Origin of the sequence: Rhodococcus sp. NBC_00297 (assembly GCF_036173065.1) — a bacterium.
Classification (GTDB): Bacteria; Actinomycetota; Actinomycetes; order Mycobacteriales; family Mycobacteriaceae; genus Rhodococcoides.
In genome coordinates this window covers 618951-635095 of record NZ_CP108041.1, presented here as the reverse complement: position 1 = coordinate 635095, position 16145 = coordinate 618951, and the positions used below count along the sequence as shown (strand labels likewise).

15 protein-coding genes are annotated in these 16145 nt (G+C 68.8%); 11 read left to right on the top strand and 4 right to left on the bottom strand.

Features of this window, described 5'->3' with window-relative positions:
* Positions 1-2 precede the first annotated feature (2 nt).
* The gene (locus tag OG947_RS02925) at positions 3-575 is read right to left on the bottom strand and encodes a DUF3515 domain-containing protein (protein ID WP_328813074.1); all 573 of its coding nucleotides are present in this window, start codon (positions 573-575) and stop codon (positions 3-5) included.
* Between the two features lie 132 nt (positions 576-707).
* On the opposite strand from OG947_RS02925, the gene OG947_RS02920 reads away from it, so the two are divergent.
* The 4 genes from OG947_RS02920 to OG947_RS02905 are packed head-to-tail and all read left to right on the top strand — an operon-like array spanning position 708 to position 3351.
* Positions 708-1667, top strand: coding sequence for a thiamine-phosphate kinase (locus tag OG947_RS02920; RefSeq protein ID WP_328813073.1), 960 nt, complete (start codon positions 708-710; stop codon positions 1665-1667).
* On the top strand, positions 1652-2152 hold the full coding sequence (locus OG947_RS02915; RefSeq protein ID WP_037187035.1) for a GNAT family N-acetyltransferase: 501 nt from the start codon (positions 1652-1654) through the stop codon (positions 2150-2152). The genes OG947_RS02920 and OG947_RS02915 overlap by 16 nt, the downstream gene beginning before the upstream one ends.
* A gap of 12 nt (positions 2153-2164) precedes the next feature.
* Positions 2165-2686, top strand: a complete 522-nt coding sequence (locus OG947_RS02910) for a gamma carbonic anhydrase family protein (protein ID WP_222637748.1) — start codon at positions 2165-2167, stop codon at positions 2684-2686.
* Positions 2683-3351 carry a uracil-DNA glycosylase gene (locus OG947_RS02905; RefSeq protein WP_027506993.1) on the top strand — a complete coding sequence of 223 codons (669 nt, stop codon included), beginning with the start codon at positions 2683-2685 and terminating at the stop codon, positions 3349-3351. The genes OG947_RS02910 and OG947_RS02905 overlap by 4 nt, the downstream gene beginning before the upstream one ends.
* Positions 3352-3359: 8 nt before the next feature.
* On the opposite strand, the gene OG947_RS02900 is transcribed toward OG947_RS02905, so the two are convergent.
* Together OG947_RS02900 and rpmB are read right to left on the bottom strand one after the other, a co-directional pair.
* The gene (locus OG947_RS02900; RefSeq protein WP_222630710.1) at positions 3360-4151 is read right to left on the bottom strand and encodes an enoyl-CoA hydratase/isomerase family protein; all 792 of its coding nucleotides are present in this window, start codon (positions 4149-4151) and stop codon (positions 3360-3362) included.
* A 115-nt stretch (positions 4152-4266) separates the two neighbouring features.
* Positions 4267-4458 (bottom strand): 50S ribosomal protein L28, encoded by a 192-nt coding sequence (gene rpmB, locus OG947_RS02895; RefSeq protein ID WP_042576517.1) that lies wholly within the window; start codon positions 4456-4458, stop codon positions 4267-4269.
* A 243-nt stretch (positions 4459-4701) separates the two neighbouring features.
* Between rpmB and recG the strand changes: the two genes are divergently transcribed.
* Complete coding sequence (gene recG, locus OG947_RS02890) at positions 4702-6930, top strand: ATP-dependent DNA helicase RecG (protein ID WP_222637746.1); 2229 nt, start codon at positions 4702-4704, stop codon at positions 6928-6930.
* Positions 6931-6943: 13 nt separating this feature from the next.
* On the opposite strand, the gene OG947_RS02885 is transcribed toward recG, so the two are convergent.
* Positions 6944-7738 carry an SDR family NAD(P)-dependent oxidoreductase gene (locus tag OG947_RS02885; protein WP_328813072.1) on the bottom strand — a complete coding sequence of 265 codons (795 nt, stop codon included), beginning with the start codon at positions 7736-7738 and terminating at the stop codon, positions 6944-6946.
* Positions 7739-7995: 257 nt separating this feature from the next.
* Here OG947_RS02885 and OG947_RS02880 point away from each other — a divergent pair, with 257 nt between their 5' ends.
* The 6 genes from OG947_RS02880 (at position 7996) to rsmD (ending at position 16138) form a co-directional block, all read left to right on the top strand.
* Positions 7996-9354 (top strand): MFS transporter, encoded by a 1359-nt coding sequence (locus tag OG947_RS02880; RefSeq protein ID WP_056445436.1) that lies wholly within the window; start codon positions 7996-7998, stop codon positions 9352-9354.
* Entirely contained in the window at positions 9345-10247 is a 903-nt protein-coding gene (locus OG947_RS02875) for a transketolase (protein WP_442973115.1), read from the top strand. The genes OG947_RS02880 and OG947_RS02875 overlap by 10 nt, the downstream gene beginning before the upstream one ends.
* Complete coding sequence (locus OG947_RS02870) at positions 10244-11236, top strand: transketolase family protein (RefSeq protein ID WP_027506988.1); 993 nt, start codon at positions 10244-10246, stop codon at positions 11234-11236. Before OG947_RS02875 ends, OG947_RS02870 begins: the two co-directional genes overlap by 4 nt.
* A gap of 86 nt (positions 11237-11322) precedes the next feature.
* Positions 11323-11994, top strand: coding sequence for a GntR family transcriptional regulator (locus tag OG947_RS02865; RefSeq protein ID WP_027506987.1), 672 nt, complete (start codon positions 11323-11325; stop codon positions 11992-11994).
* Positions 11995-12129: 135 nt separating this feature from the next.
* A complete protein-coding gene (locus OG947_RS02860) occupies positions 12130-15537 on the top strand; it encodes a pyruvate carboxylase (protein WP_222637742.1) in 3408 nt (1135 codons plus the stop codon).
* A gap of 13 nt (positions 15538-15550) precedes the next feature.
* A complete protein-coding gene (gene rsmD / locus OG947_RS02855) occupies positions 15551-16138 on the top strand; it encodes a 16S rRNA (guanine(966)-N(2))-methyltransferase RsmD (RefSeq protein WP_056445096.1) in 588 nt (195 codons plus the stop codon).
* Positions 16139-16145: the final 7 nt, after the last annotated feature.

Here is a 16145-nt window from a genome sequence, read left to right as displayed (position 1 = left end):
GATCAGTTGATCGGAGCGGGGTCCAGCGGCGTCTGCGGGAGGGCTCCCGACACCGCGGCAGACAGGGCCTGGATCGGTGTGGGGCCCGTGCCGTCGGGGATGGTGGCCGCGGCGTACACGCCCCGGTCGACGACGAACCAGGTGCTCGCGGCGAGGCCCTGATCCGCGCCCGACACCCGGAACCACTGCACGCCGTCGACGACGTCGAGAGCGGCGGCCTGATCGAATTCCGCCGGACGCTCGAGCCCGCACCGCAGCACGATGGGGTCGGTGACGTCCTTGGACTGCCAGGCGGCCGCACCCACGGGCGCAGGGTCGGCCAGCTCGGCGCGGGTGAACGAGTCGAACGTCTCGGGCAGTGCGCCGAGCAACGTCGCGCACTCGGTGCTCTCGGCGAGCGGCGAGGGGACCGCGCCGAGAGCGACGGGCTCGCGGACGGGAGTTCTGTTCGCCATGACCGCCGCGACGATGATGCCGACGACGAGCGCGACGGGCAGGGCGATCGCGGTGGCGATCAGAGCGGGGTGCAGACCCGTGGCCGATTCGTCCGTCGCGGTCGGTTCGTCCTGCGTCATCGTGCTCCCTCGTGTCGAACGGTCTCGGCGGAAACGTTACCCGCGCCCTGACGGAGGCCCGGATGCGTGACGACGACGAGGCCCCGTGGGATGCTGCACGACGGTGATCCACGACGGTGATGGAGGAGTTCTGTGTCACAGGCGGACGATCCCGCGACCGGGACGGTGGGGGACCTCGGTGAGTTCGCACTCATCGGCCGCGCGACGACCGGCCGTGTCCACCCCCCATCGGTCGCGATCGGGCCGGGGGACGACGCGGCGGTGATCGCCGCCCCCGATTCCCGCGTCGTCGTCACGACCGACATGCTGGTGGAGGGTCGACACTTCCGCCTCGACTGGTCGAGTCATCACGACGTCGGCCGAAAGGCCATCGCGCAGAACGCCGCGGACATCGCCGCGATGGGGGCGCGGTGCACGGGATTCCTCGTCTCGATGTCGTGCCCGTCGACCACCGCGGTGTCGGACGTGGACGCGCTCACCGCGGGTCTGTGGGCGGAGGCGACGCGAGTCGGCGCGTCGATCGTCGGCGGGGACGTCACGGGAGGGGACCGGCTGGTGTTGTCGATCACCGCGCTGGGTGACCTCGAGGGTCGACCCCCGGTGCTGCGGTCCGGTGCCCGGCCGGGGGATGTGCTCGCACTGTCCGGACCCACCGGCCGGTCCGCTGCCGGGTGGGCACTGTACGAGGCGGGCTCGACCACCCACCCGGATCTGCTGGCAGCACATCGCGTCCCGACGCCCGATCCCGCCGACGGTCCGGCCGCGGCGCGCGCGGGAGCGTCGTCGATGTGCGACGTGTCCGACGGCGTGATCGGCGACGCGGGACATCTGGCGGCGATGTCCGCTGTGCGGCTCGACATCTCGTCGGCCGACATGGAGATCCCCGAGGACGTGGTGCACGCCGGCACCGAACTCGGCGTCGACCCGCTGCACTGGGCTCTCGGCGGCGGGGAGGACCACGTGCTGCTCGCGACCTTCGCCTCCGACGACGTGCCGACCGGCTGGCGCCGGATCGGATCCGTGAGTGCGGGAACAGGAGTCACGGTGGACGGTGTGCGATGGGAAGGACCTGCGGCATGGACGAGCTTCTGACGGTCACGACCACTCGGCTCGACGACCCGGACGTGGTCGCGATGATCGACGAGGTCCAGCAGGAGTACGTGCGCCGCTACGGCGGCCCCGACGAGACGCCGCTCGACGTCCGAGAGTTCCTGCCGCCGCACGGCGTGATGCTGCGGGCCGACCTGGACGGCGCCGTCGTCGGTATGGGCGGCTGGCGGACCCACGAGCACGGAGGACCCGAGGCGGAGGGCCTGCGCACCGGCGACGCGGAGATCAAGCGCATGTACGTCCGCACCGAGGCGCGAGGCGCGGGCGTCGCGCGTGCCCTGCTGCGGACGATCGAGGACACCGCCCGCGACGCTGGCCGGCTACGACTGGTCCTCGAGACCGGATTGCGTCAACCCGAGGCCATCGGCCTCTACACCTCGAGTGGGTATCGACCGCTCGTACCGAAGTTCGGCCTCTACCGGCACGAGGAGCAGTCGGTGTGCATGGTGAAGGATCTGACCGGATGACATGCTGGAGCCATGACCGTCTACGCACTCGGTGACCGTGAACCCGACATCCACCCCACCGCCTACGTGCATCCCGATGCCGTCGTCATCGGTGCGGTGACACTCGCTGCGGGAGTGTCGGTGTGGCCCGGGGCGGTGCTGCGCGGCGACTACGGGACCATCACCGTGGGGCAGGACACGAACATTCAGGACGGCACCGTCGTGCACTGCACGCCGATCCACCCGACCGTGATCGGCGCCGGGTGCGTCGTCGGGCACAACGCGCACGTCGAGGGGGCGACCATCGGAGACGCGTGCCTCATCGCGTCCGGCAGTGTCGTCCTCAACGGCGCGTCCATCGGATCCGGCGCGATCGTCGGCGCCGGCGCCGTGGTCCCCTTCGACGCCGTCGTGCCCGAACGCCGGATGGCACTGGGGGTTCCGGCCAAGGTTCGCGAGAGCCACGAGGTGGCGGAGGGGCACGTGGACGTCAACGTCGCGATGTACAAGGCCAATGCGGAGTACTACCGGGGCGCGCTGCGCGTGCTGTCGTGACGGCGCCCGTCGCGGATCCGGGGTGGGCGTCCGCGCTCGGTCCGGTGGCCGACGACATCGCCCGGATGGGCGACTTCCTGCGCGCCGAGAACGCCGCCGGGCGAGGCTACCTGCCCGCCGGGGAGGACGTGCTGCGCGCCTTCAGCCGCCCGTTCGAGGAGGTGCGTGTGCTGGTGCTGGGACAGGATCCCTATCCGACGCCGGGACATGCTGTGGGACTGAGCTTCTCGGTCGCGCCCGACGTGCGGCCGGTCCCGCGCAGCCTCGCGAACATCTTCACCGAGTACAGCGCCGATCTCGGCCTGCCGACACCCACTACCGGTGATCTGTCTCCGTGGGCCGATCGTGGTGTGCTCCTGCTGAACCGTGTTCTGACCGTGGAACCGGGCAAGGCGGCGTCGCACCGGCGCAAGGGCTGGGAAGCGGTGACGGCGCAGGCGATCACCGCTCTGGTGAACCGACCCGGCCGCCCCCTGGTCGCGGTCCTCTGGGGACGCGACGCCGCGACGGCCAAGCCGCTGCTCGGGTCCACGCCCACGGTCGAGTCCGTCCATCCCTCACCGCTGTCCGCGTCGCGAGGGTTCTTCGGGTCACGGCCGTTCAGCACCGTGAACGACCATCTCGCGACGCTGGGCGAGGAACCCGTCGACTGGCGTCTGGACTGAGGCTGCCGTCAGTGGCCGAAGGACGGCCGGCGCTTCTCCACGAAGGCGTCGACACCCTCGATGCCGTCCGCGGTGGACGCCTGGTGGGAGATCGAGTCGGTCTCGGCGTCGAGCTGATCGGACAGCGTCGCGGAGTCCGAGGCGAGCAGTAACCGCTTGGTCGCACGGGACACCTCGGTGGGCCCGGCCGCGAGAGAGCGCGCCACCCGCTCGGCCTCCGATGCGATGACGTCGTCACCGACCAACCGTGTCAGCAGACCCAGGCGGTAGGCCTCGTCCGAGCCGAGAACGCCGTCGGTGAGCAGGATGTCGCGCGCGCGGCGGGTGCCGATGATGCGGGGGAGCGCCCACGTCAGACCGCCGTCCGGAGTGAAGCCGAGCGCCGGATACGCGGGACGGAGCCGGGTGGATCGACCGCCGATCGCGATGTCGGCGTGACACACGAGCGACATGCCCGCGCCCGCTGCCCAGCCCGGCACTCCCGCCACGACGGGGACCGACACCGAGGTGAGCGCGCGGACGAAATCGTGGAACGTGTCGGCGAGCTGCCGGACGAACGCGCTTCTGTCGGGCGCCCCGTGGAAGGCGCGCACGTCGCCACCGGCGCAGAAGTTGGATTCGGCGCCGACGAGCAGCACGGCGCCCACGGACTCGTCGAGATCGGACAGCGACGCAGCGCCTGCGGCCATCGCCTCGCCGTTCAGCACGTTGCCGCCGCGTGGCGTCGCCACCCGTACGTACAGGACACCGTCCTCGACGGTGACGGGGGACGTGGCCGGGGGGTCGACTGATTCGGTCATCGTTCGAACTTAGACCAGGACCGCTCGGCTCCGGAAACGACAGAGTCGCCGGAGACGACGGAGGCCCCGATACCGAGGTATCGGGGCCTTGCCGTGAAAATGTCGTGCGGGAACGTCAGCCCCGGACCACCTTGCCGGCCTTGAGGCACGAGGTGCACACATTGAGCCGACGAGAGTTACCCGGCGCGACCTGCGCGCGGACGGTCTGGATGTTGGGGTTCCAGCGACGGTTGGTACGGCGGTGCGAGTGCGAAACCGACTTACCGAAGCCGGGTCCCTTGGCGCATACGTCGCAGACGGCAGCCATAGTCGCGAACTCCTTGGTATTCGAGGTGAGACCGGGACACGATTCGAACCGTGGCCGGTGTGGGGCAAGATCTTCGTACAACTGCGCCCGATACCTCCGGGCATGCCGGACGCGTCAGACGCAACCGTGCAAGACTAGCCGCTCGGGTGCCCCGAGTCCAAACCGGCCCGCACGCGCCGATGCCGCAGGTGCCTGGTGGAATGGTCGCACAGATGGCGGCAGCATCAGGACGGGAGCAGCGCGGTGGTTCAGCTCGGTGACCGGCTCGACCACGTACTGGGTCGCAGGGCCGCCGATCCGCTCGAGACGGCGTTCGGTCTCGTCACGGTCGAGGACCTGCTGCGTCACTACCCCTTCCGCTACGTGACACAGGGTCAGGAGCTGGCCCGCAAGGACCCGGACGACGGTGAACGCATCACCGTCGTGGGGACGGTGTCCAAGGCGGACCTCGTGCCCATGAAGGCGCGCAAGGGCCACATGCTCAAGGTCGTGCTCACGTGCGACGGTCAGAACGTCTCCGCCACCTTCTTCAACGGTCACAAGGTGCGTCACAACATCACGGTGGGGTCGCGCGCGATGTTCTCGGGCACGGTCAAGTGGTTCCGGACGTCCTGGTCGCTGAACCACCCCGGTTACCTGATGCTCGAGGGCGACGAGGACGACCTGGTGGGGCGCCCGCACGGCGGTGGCGAGCTCGCCGGCATGGCTCGCGGCGCCACGGACAGTTCCGGTGCGGTGAACATGTCCATGCTGTCGCTTCCGTTCCTTCCCATGTACGCGGCGACGCGGGAGGTCGAGAGCTGGACCTTCCTGCGCTGCGTGCGTCAGGTCCTGGACCAGCTCGATCGCGTCGAGGATCCGCTGCCCGAGACGGTGCGCGCCGAGCACGCGCTGATGAGCCTCGACGACGCACTGCGGGTCGTGCACTTTCCGGAGTCCGAGGACGACATCGAGAACGCGCGCTACCGTCTGCGCTTCGACGAGGCGACGGCGTTGCAGTTGGTGCTCGCCGAACGGCGCCACTCGGTGGCGGTGCGCACGGCGCCGGCCTGCGCGCGCGTGGCCGACGGTGTCGCCGCCGCTTTCGACGAGGTGCTGCCGTTCGAGCTGACCGACGGGCAGAAGGAGGTCGCCGAGGAGATCGAGAGCGACCTGTCCCGCACTCGGCCGATGAGCCGGCTCCTGCAGGGTGAGGTGGGATCGGGCAAGACGATCGTCGCTCTGCGCGCCATGCTGCAGGTGGTGGACGCGGGACTGCAGTGCGCGTTGCTGGCACCCACCGAGGTGCTCGCCACACAGCACCACCGGTCGATCACGCGGCAACTCGGGGCGCTCGCGACGGCCGGGGAACTGGGTGCGCCCGACCGCGCCACCCGAGTGGTGCTGCTGACCGGATCGATGTCGACGGCCGCGAAACGTGCCGCGCTGTTGTCGATCGTGACCGGAGACGCAGGCATCGTCATCGGCACTCACGCACTCATCCAGAGCACGGTGTCGTTCTTCGACCTCGGGATGGTGGTGGTCGACGAGCAGCACCGCTTCGGAGTCGAGCAGCGGGACGCGTTGCGCGCGAAGGCGAGAGAGGGCGTCAGCCCGCACCTGCTGGTCATGACGGCCACGCCCATTCCGCGGACGATCGCCATGACCACGCTGGGCGATCTCGAGACGTCCACCCTGCGTGAGCTTCCCCGCGGACGCGCGCCCATCCGCACCTCGGTCGTTCCCGCCCAGCACAGACCTGCCTGGGTCGAGCGAGCGTGGAGCCGGATCTCCGAGGAGGTGGCCGCCGGCCGCCAGGCCTACGTGGTGTGTTCGCGGATCGGCGACGAGAAGCCCGAGGATCTCGGCAAGGACACTCCGGACACCGCGTCGGCGGTCGATGTGTACGAGTCGCTCCGCGCCGGCGCTCTGGCGAACCTGCGCGTCGGGTTGCTGCACGGGCGGCTGCCCACGGAGGAGAAGGACGAGGTGATGTCCGCGTTCAACGACGGCGACATCGACGTCCTCGTCTGCACCACCGTGGTGGAGGTCGGTGTCGACGTCCCCAACGCCACGGTCATGGTCATCGTGGACGCCGACCGGTTCGGCGTGAGTCAGCTGCATCAGCTTCGTGGCCGCATCGGTCGTGGCGGCCACCAGGGTCTGTGCATCCTGCTCACCGAGCTCGCACCGGGCACCCCCACCTACGCGAGGCTCGACGCCGTCGCGGCGACGACCGACGGGTTCGAGCTCGCCGTTCTCGATCTACGGCAACGCCGGGAGGGTGACGTGCTGGGCGCAGCGCAGTCGGGCACCACGACGACCCTGCGACTGTTGTCACTCCTCGATCACCTCGACATCATCACCGCGGCCCAGACCTTCGCCCGCGACGTCGTCGATCGGGACCCGGGGCTCGTGGAGCACCCCGGTCTCGCGGCGATGATGCGATCCGCCGTGGACGCGACCAGGGTGGACTTCCTCGACAAGGCGTGAACGCCCGACCCGGTCAGTGCATGTGGCTTCCCCCGTTGATGTCCAATGTGGTGCCCGTCAGGTAGGACGCGTCCTCCGACGACAGGAACGTGATGATCGCGGCGACCTCACGAGCAGTGGCGACGCGTCCCACCGGGATGCCGTCGGCGATCGCCTGCTCCTGCTCGGGCGTGCTCCCCACCCGGATGGCGGTGTCCGCGGCGCCCGGAGTGACAGCATTCACCGTGACCCCGGTGTGTCCGATCTCGCGGGCCAGCGCCTTGGTGAAACCGAGAACCGCCGCTTTCGCCGAGGAGTAGGGCACCTTGCCGAACACGCCGCCGCCGCGTTGAGCCGACACCGACGACATGTTGACCACGCGTCCCCACCCGGCATCGATCATCGCGGGGAGGAAGGCCTTCGTGACGAGGTAGGTGCCGGTCGCGTTGACCGCCATCACCTTGTTCCACAGGTCCAGCGTGGTCTCGAGAAACGGCACCGGTGACGTGATGCCGGCGATGTTCGCCAGGGCGCCCACGGTGGGGAGCGATCCCGACTCGACCTCGGCGGCCACGGCCGCACGAGCTCGCTCCACCGACGACTCGTCCGCCACGTCGACCTCGTGACCGAAGGCCCGGACGCCGTACGCATTCGCGATGTCCGCGGCGACCTTGGCCGAGGCCTCCCCGTCGATATCGAGGACGACGACTGCCCAGCCCTGCTCGGCGTACAACGCCGCGGTCGCGCGGCCGAGGCCCCGTTCCGAGGCAGCTCCCGTGACGACGGCGGTACGGCTGACGGTGGCCGGTCGGGCCAGAGTGTCGAACATGGTGATCTCCGATACGGGTGTGGGGGAACGGCTGTCGAGGCTGGTGTCACGGTTCGAGAGGGGCGACGGCCGGTGTCGGCCGCCTGCGAAGGCTCGTCGTGATGCAGCACACAGTAAGACCCGAACTGCGGTTCAGTCAACTGTTGAACACCAACAGTTGACTGTTGACAGTGAACGTGCGGTGGGTCACACTCGTAATCGATGACGGCATCCGTCACCCTTTCCTCACACCTCCAACACCTCGAAAAGGGGTAGTCATGAGCAGCGAGACTCTGGCCATGCGCGGGCAGGTCCACGGCACACCCGACGCCAAGCGTGTCGCCGTGGGGTCGTCCGTCGGCGCGGTGATCGAGACGTACGACTTCATCGGTTTCGGCACCGCCGCGGCGCTCTACTTCGGAACGGCGTTCTTCCCGGGCCAGAGTTCGGTGGCCGGCACCCTGGCCGCCTTCGCCACGCTCGGCGTCGGCTTCGCGGCACGCCCGATCGGAGGCATCATCGGCGGCCACCTCGGTGATCGTGTCGGGCGCAAGCCCGTTCTGGTGGCGTCGCTCATCGTGATGGGACTCGCGACGTTCGTCATCGGTCTGTTGCCCACCTACGCCCAGGTCGGCGTCGTCGCGCCCGTGCTGCTGGTCATCGTCCGCATCGTCCAGGGACTGGCGTTCGGTGCCGAGTGGGGCGGAGCGATTCTGATGAGCTACGAACACGCCCCGTGGCGGCGCAAGGGCGCGTTCACCGGCATCGTGCAGGCGGGATTCCCGGTGGGTCTCCTGCTCGCGAACCTGGTGTTCCTGTTCAGCGTGCACCTCGGCGGCGACTGGGCCTGGCGCGTTCCGTTCCTCGCCAGCATCGTCCTCGTCGTCGTCGGGCTGATCATTCGATCCAAGGTCCCGGAGTCCCCGGTGTTCGACGAGGTCAAGGAGTCCGGCCAGGTCCAGCGTGCGCCGATCGTCGAGTCCGTGAAGCAGGACTGGCGCAACATCCTGCGGGGTATCGGACTGCGCATCGCCGAGACCGCCGGCTACGCCGTGTCCATCACCTACATGATCTCGTACCTGCACAACGAGGAACTGGCGACGAAGTCCGAGACCCTGACCGCTCTCTGCATCGCGTCGGCGCTGGGCATCGTCGCGACCGTCGGTTGGGCGACTCTGACGGACAGGATGGGCCGCCGACCCGTCTACATCGGAGTGTGTGCCTTCGGGGTGTTGTTCGGAATCCCGATGTTCCTCCTCGTCAACACGGGCACCTTCATCCTCGTCGCCGTCACCTTCGTCCTGGCCTACACCGTGTGCCAGAACGCGCTCGCCGGTGCGCAGGGCGCGTGGTTCCCCGAACTCTTCACGGCGAGTCGCCGAGCGTCCGGAGCCTCACTGGCCTACCAGATCTCGGCCATGGTCTCCGGCTTCACACCGTTCATCACCACGCTGCTCTTCGTCTCCTACGGCTGGATGGGGCCGGCAGTCCTCTTCAGCGTCTACGCGCTGATCGGTCTCCTCGCCGCCCTGTCCACCCGTGAGACGTGGGGCCCCACCGAACGACGACTCGCACTCCAGGCCGAGCTCGACGAGAACCTCGTCGCGACCGCCACCTCTCGAAAGGAATCGCTGTGACCGTCACCGACAGCATCACCACCGACCGCACGACACGGATCCGCGCCGCGGAGCGATTCGCCTACGCCATGCGCCATCACGTCCTCGACATGGGCGAAGCGCAGGGTCAGGGATACGTGGGTCAGGCACTGGGAGCGGCGGACATGTTCGCCGCCGTCTACAGCGGACGGCTGCGCTACCGCCCGGCGGATCCGCACTGGGCGGAGCGGGACCGCTTCCTGCTCTCGACCGGTCACTACGCCATCGGGCTCTACGCGGCGCTCGCGGAAGCGGGCACGGTGAGCGTCTCCGAACTCGAGACTTACGGCTCCGACGATTCGCGGCTCCCCATGTCCGGAATGGCGTCCTACACGCCCGGGATGGAGATCAGCGGGGGCTCGCTGGGACACGGACTGCCGGTGGCGGTGGGAATGGCTCTGGGACTGCGTCACCAGGGGTCGCCGTCACTCGTGTTCAACTTCCTGTCGGACGGGGAACTGGACGAGGGCTCCACGTGGGAGGCCGCGATGGGAGCCGCTCATCACCGACTGGGCAACCTCGTCGCACTCGTCGACATGAACGCACTGCAGGCCGACGGGCCCACCGCGGGAGTCCTGGGCATCGAACCGGTGCAGGACAAGTGGGCGGCCGCGGGATGGTCCGTCCACCGTGTCGACGGCAACGATGCGGGCGCGTTGCTGGACGCCCTGGACGACATCGCGACGCGGACGTCGCCGACCGGCACCCCGTCGGTCGTCGTGTGCGACACGCGGATCGGGTTCGGCGTACCCATGCTCGAGACCCGCGAGAAGGCGCACTTCTTGCGTATCGACGAGGACGAGTGGAGCGTGTGCCGGGATCAGCTCACCGCTCGCTTCCACGACGCAGAATTTCACGAGGGAGACCACTCATGACCACCGCATCCGCCCCCAAGCTCAAGACGTCGGCGATGATCGCCTCGTTCGTCGACGAGGGTCAGCGCACCACGGCGGCCCCGTTCGGACACGCGCTCGTCCGTGCAGCGGAACAGGATTCGCGCATCGTCGGCCTCAGTGCCGACCTGGCGAAGTACACCGACATGCACATCTTCGCGCAGGCCTTCCCCGACCGTTTCTTCCAGATGGGGATGGCGGAGCAATTGCTGTTCGGCGCCGCGGCGGGCATGGCGGAGACCGGCCTGGTTCCTTTCGCGTCCACCTACTCGGTCTTCGCGGCGCGCCGCGCGTACGACTTCCTGTGCCTCGACGCGGCCGAGCCGAATCTGAACGTCAACATCGTCGGGGGACTCCCGGGCCTCACCACCGGCTACGGGCCGAGTCACCAGGCGACCGAGGACATGGCGATCTTCCGCGGAATGCCGAACCTCACCATCGTCGACCCGTGCGATGCCGTGGACATCGAGCAGGCCGTTCCCCAGCTCGCCGCGACTCCGGGCCCGACCTACCTCCGGTTGCTCCGCGGGAAGGTCGCGTCGGTACTCGACGAGTACGACTACACCTTCGAACTGGGCAAGGCCAAGGTCATTCGACCGGGCAACGACGTCGTGCTGGTGTCGTCCGGTCTGATGACCATGCGTGCGCTCCAGGCCGCCGAGCGACTCGCGAAGCACAGGGTGGACGTGTCGGTCGTGCACGTGGCGACGATCAAACCGTTCGACGCGGAGACCGTCCTGCGCGAACTCTCGACCGACCGGGCCGCATTCACCCTCGAGAACCACACCCGCATCGGTGGGCTCTTCGAGACGGTCGCCTCGGCGTGCGTCGAGTCCGGCACGGTGCGTCAGGTGACTCCCATCGCGCTGCCCGACGAGTTCCTGGCCGCCGGCGCACTCCCCACGCTCCACGATCGTTACGGGTTGTCCACCGACCGCATCGAGGAGCGTGTTCTCGCGGCGTTGCGGTGAGCAGTGCCGGATCGACACGGGCGGCCGTTACCCTGAGATCACTGTCGACCGGCAGCTGTCGACATCACCGTTTCGAGGAGGTCTCCATGGCCGCACAGCCCGCCACGCTCCTGGGGTTGCAGAAGACGAATCTGCGCGATCAGGCTCTCGACGCGCTGCGTCGGGCCATCACCAGTGGCGAGCTGCGTCCGAGTTCCGCGCTGGTGGAGACGGAGTTGTCGGAGCGCCTGCAGATCAGCCGAGGCACGTTGCGCGAGGCCCTGCGGCAGCTTCAGCAGGAGGGGCTCGCCGTCATCGGCGCTCGGGGTCGGCTGTACGTGCGGCATCTGGACGACAAGGAGATCAGGGACATCTTCGTCGTGCGCGCCGCGCTCGAGTCCACCGCTGCCGCACTGCTCGCGGAGCGAGACGACCGGCAGGAGTCGGTCGCCGGCCTGTCGAGCGCGCTCGACCTGATGGACGCCGCCGGTGACGGTGATCTCGAAGCCCGGATCGAGTCCGATCTCAGTTTCCACCGACTGCTCTGCCGGCTCACCGGCAACGAGACCCTGGTGCACTCGTGGACGTCCCTCGAGGGTTCGATCCGCATGTCCATCATGTGGGCCGGCAAGTCTCGCGCGGTCGGGAACATGGACACCGACCGACACCGCCGCATCGTCGAGGCGATCGGATCGGGCGACGGCGCGGCTGCCAGCGCCTCGGTGGCGGAACACATGACGTGGGCCGCCGCGAATCTCTCCGCCGACATTTCTGCATAGGAGATGCGAGCGGCGTGGACGTGATCGGCGCTACTGTCCCGGCACCACGACGGCTGCTCGCTGCGTTCCGCACATGTCTCATATCTGGACAAGTCATAGCTCCGTCTCGCCCGTACTGAAGGTAGGTTGACCGGAATGTTCTCCAAGGTGCTGGTGGCAAATCGCGGCGAGATCGCGATCCGTGCGTTCCGTGCGGCGTACGAACTCGAGGCGCAGACGGTGGCGGTGTTCCCGTTCGAGGACCGCAATTCGGTGCATCGGACGAAGGCCGACGAGGCGTACGAGATCGGTGAGCCGGGGCATCCGGTGCGCAACTACCTGTCGGTGGATCTGATCGTCGACGCGGCGGTGCGTGCGGGTGCGGACGCGATCTATCCGGGGTACGGGTTCTTGTCGGAGAATCCGGAGTTGGCGGCGGCGTGTGCGGCGGCGGGGATCACGTTCGTGGGTCCGTCGGCGGAGGTGTTGGAGCTGACGGGGAACAAGGCGCGGGCGATCGCGGCGGCGAAGGATGCCGGGTTGCCGGTGTTGGCGTCGTCGGAGCCGTCGACGGACGTCGATGCGTTGGTGGCGGCGTCGGAGTCGATGACGTTCCCGGTGTTCGTCAAAGCGGTCGCGGGCGGTGGTGGCCGCGGGATGCGGCGGGTTGCGGAGCCGTCGGGGTTGCGTGCGGCGATCGAGGCGGCGGCGCGGGAGGCGGAGTCGGCGTTCGGTGATGCGACGGTGTTCCTGGAGCAGGCGGTGGTCGAGCCGCGCCACATCGAGGTGCAGATTCTCGCGGACACCCACGGCGATGTGATCCATCTCTTCGAGCGTGACTGCTCGGTGCAGCGCCGTCACCAGAAGGTGGTGGAGCTGGCGCCGGCGCCGAACATCTCGGACGAGCTTCGTGCCCGGTTGTGCAGTGACGCTGTGGCGTTCGCGCGGAAGATCGGGTACTCGTGTGCGGGCACGGTGGAGTTCCTGGTGGACCGGGACGGTAACCATGTGTTCATCGAGATGAATCCGCGGATCCAGGTCGAGCACACGGTGACCGAGGAGATCACCGATGTCGACCTGGTGCAGTCGCAGTTGCGGATCGCCTCGGGGGAGTCACTCGAGGATCTGGGGTTGCGGCAGGAGGACATCCGGATCCGGGGTGCGGCGATGCAGTGCCGCATCACGACGGAGGACCCGGCGAACGGGTTCCGCCCGGACACCGGCCGTATCACCGCGTATCGGACCCCGGGCGGTGCGGGCATCCGTCTCGACGGCGGGACGACGTTGGGTGCGGAGGTGTCGGCGTACTTCGACTCGATGCTGGTGAAGCTCACCTGCCGTGGTCGCACGTTCGAGGACGCGGTGGCGCGGTCGCGGCGGGCGTTGGCGGAGTTCCGTATCCGCGGTGTCTCGACGAACATCGGCTTCCTGCAGGGACTTCTGCAGGACGAGGACTTCCGTGCGGGCAACGTCACGACGTCGTTCATCGAGGAGCGACCCGAGCTGTTGACGGCGCGGTCGTCCGGCGATCGCGGTACCAAGATCCTGACCTACCTCGCGGACGTGACGGTGAACAAGCCGCACGGCGAGCGTCCGAGCACGGTCTACCCACAGGACAAGCTGCCGGACATCGATCTGTCCGTCGCGCCGCGCGACGGGTCTCGGCAGCGGCTGCTCGAGCTCGGTCCCGAAGGCTTCGCCCGCGACCTGCGTCAGCGAAAGGCGTTGGGCGTCACCGACACCACGTTCCGCGACGCCCACCAGTCGTTGTTGGCCACGCGCGTGCGGACCTCGGGACTGCTGATGGTCGCCCCCTACGTCGCGCGGACCACACCCGAACTGTTGTCGATCGAGTGTTGGGGCGGTGCGACGTACGACGTGGCGCTGCGGTTCCTGCACGAGGATCCGTGGGAGCGTTTGGCGGCGCTGCGGGAGGCGGTGCCGAACATCGCCCTGCAGATGTTGCTGCGCGGGCGTAACACCGTCGGCTACACCCCCTACCCGGAGCGGGTGACGACAGCGTTCGTCGAGGAAGCGGCGGCGACGGGTGTGGACATCTTCCGCATCTTCGACGCGCTGAACAACGTCGATCAGATGCGCCCGGCGATCGACGCCGTCCGCGAGACCGGCACGACGATCGCCGAGGTGGCGATGTCGTACACCGGTGACCTGTCGAATCCGGACGAGAAGCTCTACACCCTGGACTACTACCTGCGGTTGGCGGAGCAGATCGTCGACGCCGGCGCGCACGTGTTGGCGATCAAGGACATGGCGGGGCTTCTGCGTGCGCCGGCGGCGACGACGTTGGTGACGGCGCTGCGCAAGAATTTCGACCTGCCGGTGCACGTGCACACCCACGACACCCCGGGTGGTCAGTTGGCGACGTACCTGGCGGCGTGGCAGGCCGGCGCGGATGCTGTGGACGGGGCGTCGGCGTCGATGGCGGGCACGACCAGTCAGCCGGCGTTGTCGGCGATCGTGGCGGCGGCGGCGCACACCGAGCGGGACACCGGGTTGGATCTGGCGGCGGTGTGCGATCTGGAGCCGTACTGGGAGGCGATCCGAAAGGTGTACGCCCCGTTCGAGTCCGGGCTCCCCGCTCCGACCGGGCGGGTCTACACGCACGAGATTCCGGGTGGGCAGCTGTCCAATCTGCGTCAGCAGGCCATCGCGTTGGGTCTGGGGGACCGGTTCGAGGACGTGGAGAAGGCGTACGCGGACGCGGACCGGTTGTTGGGCCGGCTGATCAAGGTGACGCCGTCGTCGAAGGTGGTGGGCGATCTGGCGTTGCACCTGGTCGGTGCGGGGGTGTCGATGGAGGACTTCGCGGCGGATCCGGGGAAGTTCGATATTCCCGATTCGGTGATCGGGTTCCTGCGTGGCGATCTGGGCACCCCGGCCGGTGGGTGGCCGGAGCCGTTCCGCACCACCGCGTTGGCGGGGCGCGGCGCCGGGCGTGGGGAGGCGACGTTGACGACGCAGGACGAGGTGCTGCTCTCCGGCACGTCGGCGGAGCGGCGTGATCGTCTCAATCATCTGTTGTTCCCGGGGCCGGCGAAGGAGTTGGCGGAGCACCGGGAGAAGTACGGGGACACCTCGGGGTTGTCGGCGAATCAGTTCTTCTACGGGTTGCGTCAGGGCGACGAGCATCGGGTGCGCCTGGAGAAGGGTGTGGATCTGCTGATCGGGTTGGAGGCGATCTCGGAGCCGGACGAGGCGGGGATGCGGACGGTGATGTGCATCCTCAACGGACAGTTGCGGCCGGTGTCGGTGCGGGACAGGTCGATCTCGGCGGATGCGCCGACGACGGAGAAGGCGGACCGGGACGATCCGTCACATCTGGCGGCGCCGTTCGCGGGTGTGGTGACGTTGACCGCGGAGGTGGGGCAGTCGGTGTCGGCGGGGGAGACCGTCGCGACGATCGAGGCGATGAAGATGGAAGCAGCCGTCACCGCGCCGCGGGCGGGCACCGTCACCCGTCTGGCTCTGTCCGGTGTCGCGCAGGTCGAGGGCGGGGACCTGATCTGCGTCATCGCCGTCGGCGACACCACCGACCGCTCCTGACAGGGTTCTCGCAGTGACCAGGATCGTGGCCGGGACGGCCGGCGGGCGTTCGCTCGTCGTGCCGTCCCGCGGCACCAGACCCACCGCGGACCGGGTCCGAGAGGCGCTCTTCAGTGCGCTCGAGAGCCGGATGTACCTCGACGGTGCGTCGGTGCTGGACCTGTACGCGGGATCGGGCGCTCTCGGCCTCGAAGCGCTCTCGCGCGGAGCCGAGCACGTCCTCCTCGTCGAGAACGACGCGCGCGCGGCGGCCGTGGTCGCCCGGAACATCGAGTCCGTGGGACTGCCGGGAGCGCAGGTGCGTACCGCGCCCGTCGCGGCCGTCGTCGGCGGGACACCGGAGCGCCGCTACGACCTCGTGCTCGCCGATCCTCCGTACTCCGTGTCGGACGGCGCCGTGTCCTCGGTGTTGGACCGACTCGTCGAGGGCGAATGGCTCGCCGAGGACGCCCTCGTGGTCGTCGAGCGGTCCTCGCGCTCGCCCGCGACGCTGTGGCCCGCTGGGCTCGTCGAATTGAAGGCCAAGCGCTACGGCGAGGCTCGCATCGACATGGCCCGGTTCGAGGTTGCGCAGATCGAGCACCCCGCACAGGGAAGCTGATACGTTC

Bases quoted from the DNA above. Each gene is read 5' to 3' on its own strand.
- OG947_RS02885 (WP_328813072.1), bottom strand. From the start codon at position 7,738: ATGTTCGACACTCTGGCCCGACCGGCCACCGTCAGCCGTACCGCCGTC.
- OG947_RS02860 (WP_222637742.1), top strand. From the start codon at position 12,130: ATGTTCTCCAAGGTGCTGGTGGCAAATCGCGGCGAGATCGCGATCCGT.
- OG947_RS02870 (WP_027506988.1), top strand. From the start codon at position 10,244: ATGACCACCGCATCCGCCCCCAAGCTCAAGACGTCGGCGATGATCGCC.
- rpmB (WP_042576517.1), bottom strand. From the start codon at position 4,458: ATGGCTGCCGTCTGCGACGTATGCGCCAAGGGACCCGGCTTCGGTAAG.
- OG947_RS02925 (WP_328813074.1), bottom strand. From the start codon at position 575: ATGACGCAGGACGAACCGACCGCGACGGACGAATCGGCCACGGGTCTG.
- OG947_RS02915 (WP_037187035.1), top strand. From the start codon at position 1,652: ATGGACGAGCTTCTGACGGTCACGACCACTCGGCTCGACGACCCGGAC.
- OG947_RS02900 (WP_222630710.1), bottom strand. From the start codon at position 4,151: ATGACCGAATCAGTCGACCCCCCGGCCACGTCCCCCGTCACCGTCGAG.
- OG947_RS02880 (WP_056445436.1), top strand. From the start codon at position 7,996: ATGAGCAGCGAGACTCTGGCCATGCGCGGGCAGGTCCACGGCACACCC.
- OG947_RS02865 (WP_027506987.1), top strand. From the start codon at position 11,323: ATGGCCGCACAGCCCGCCACGCTCCTGGGGTTGCAGAAGACGAATCTG.
- OG947_RS02910 (WP_222637748.1), top strand. From the start codon at position 2,165: ATGACCGTCTACGCACTCGGTGACCGTGAACCCGACATCCACCCCACC.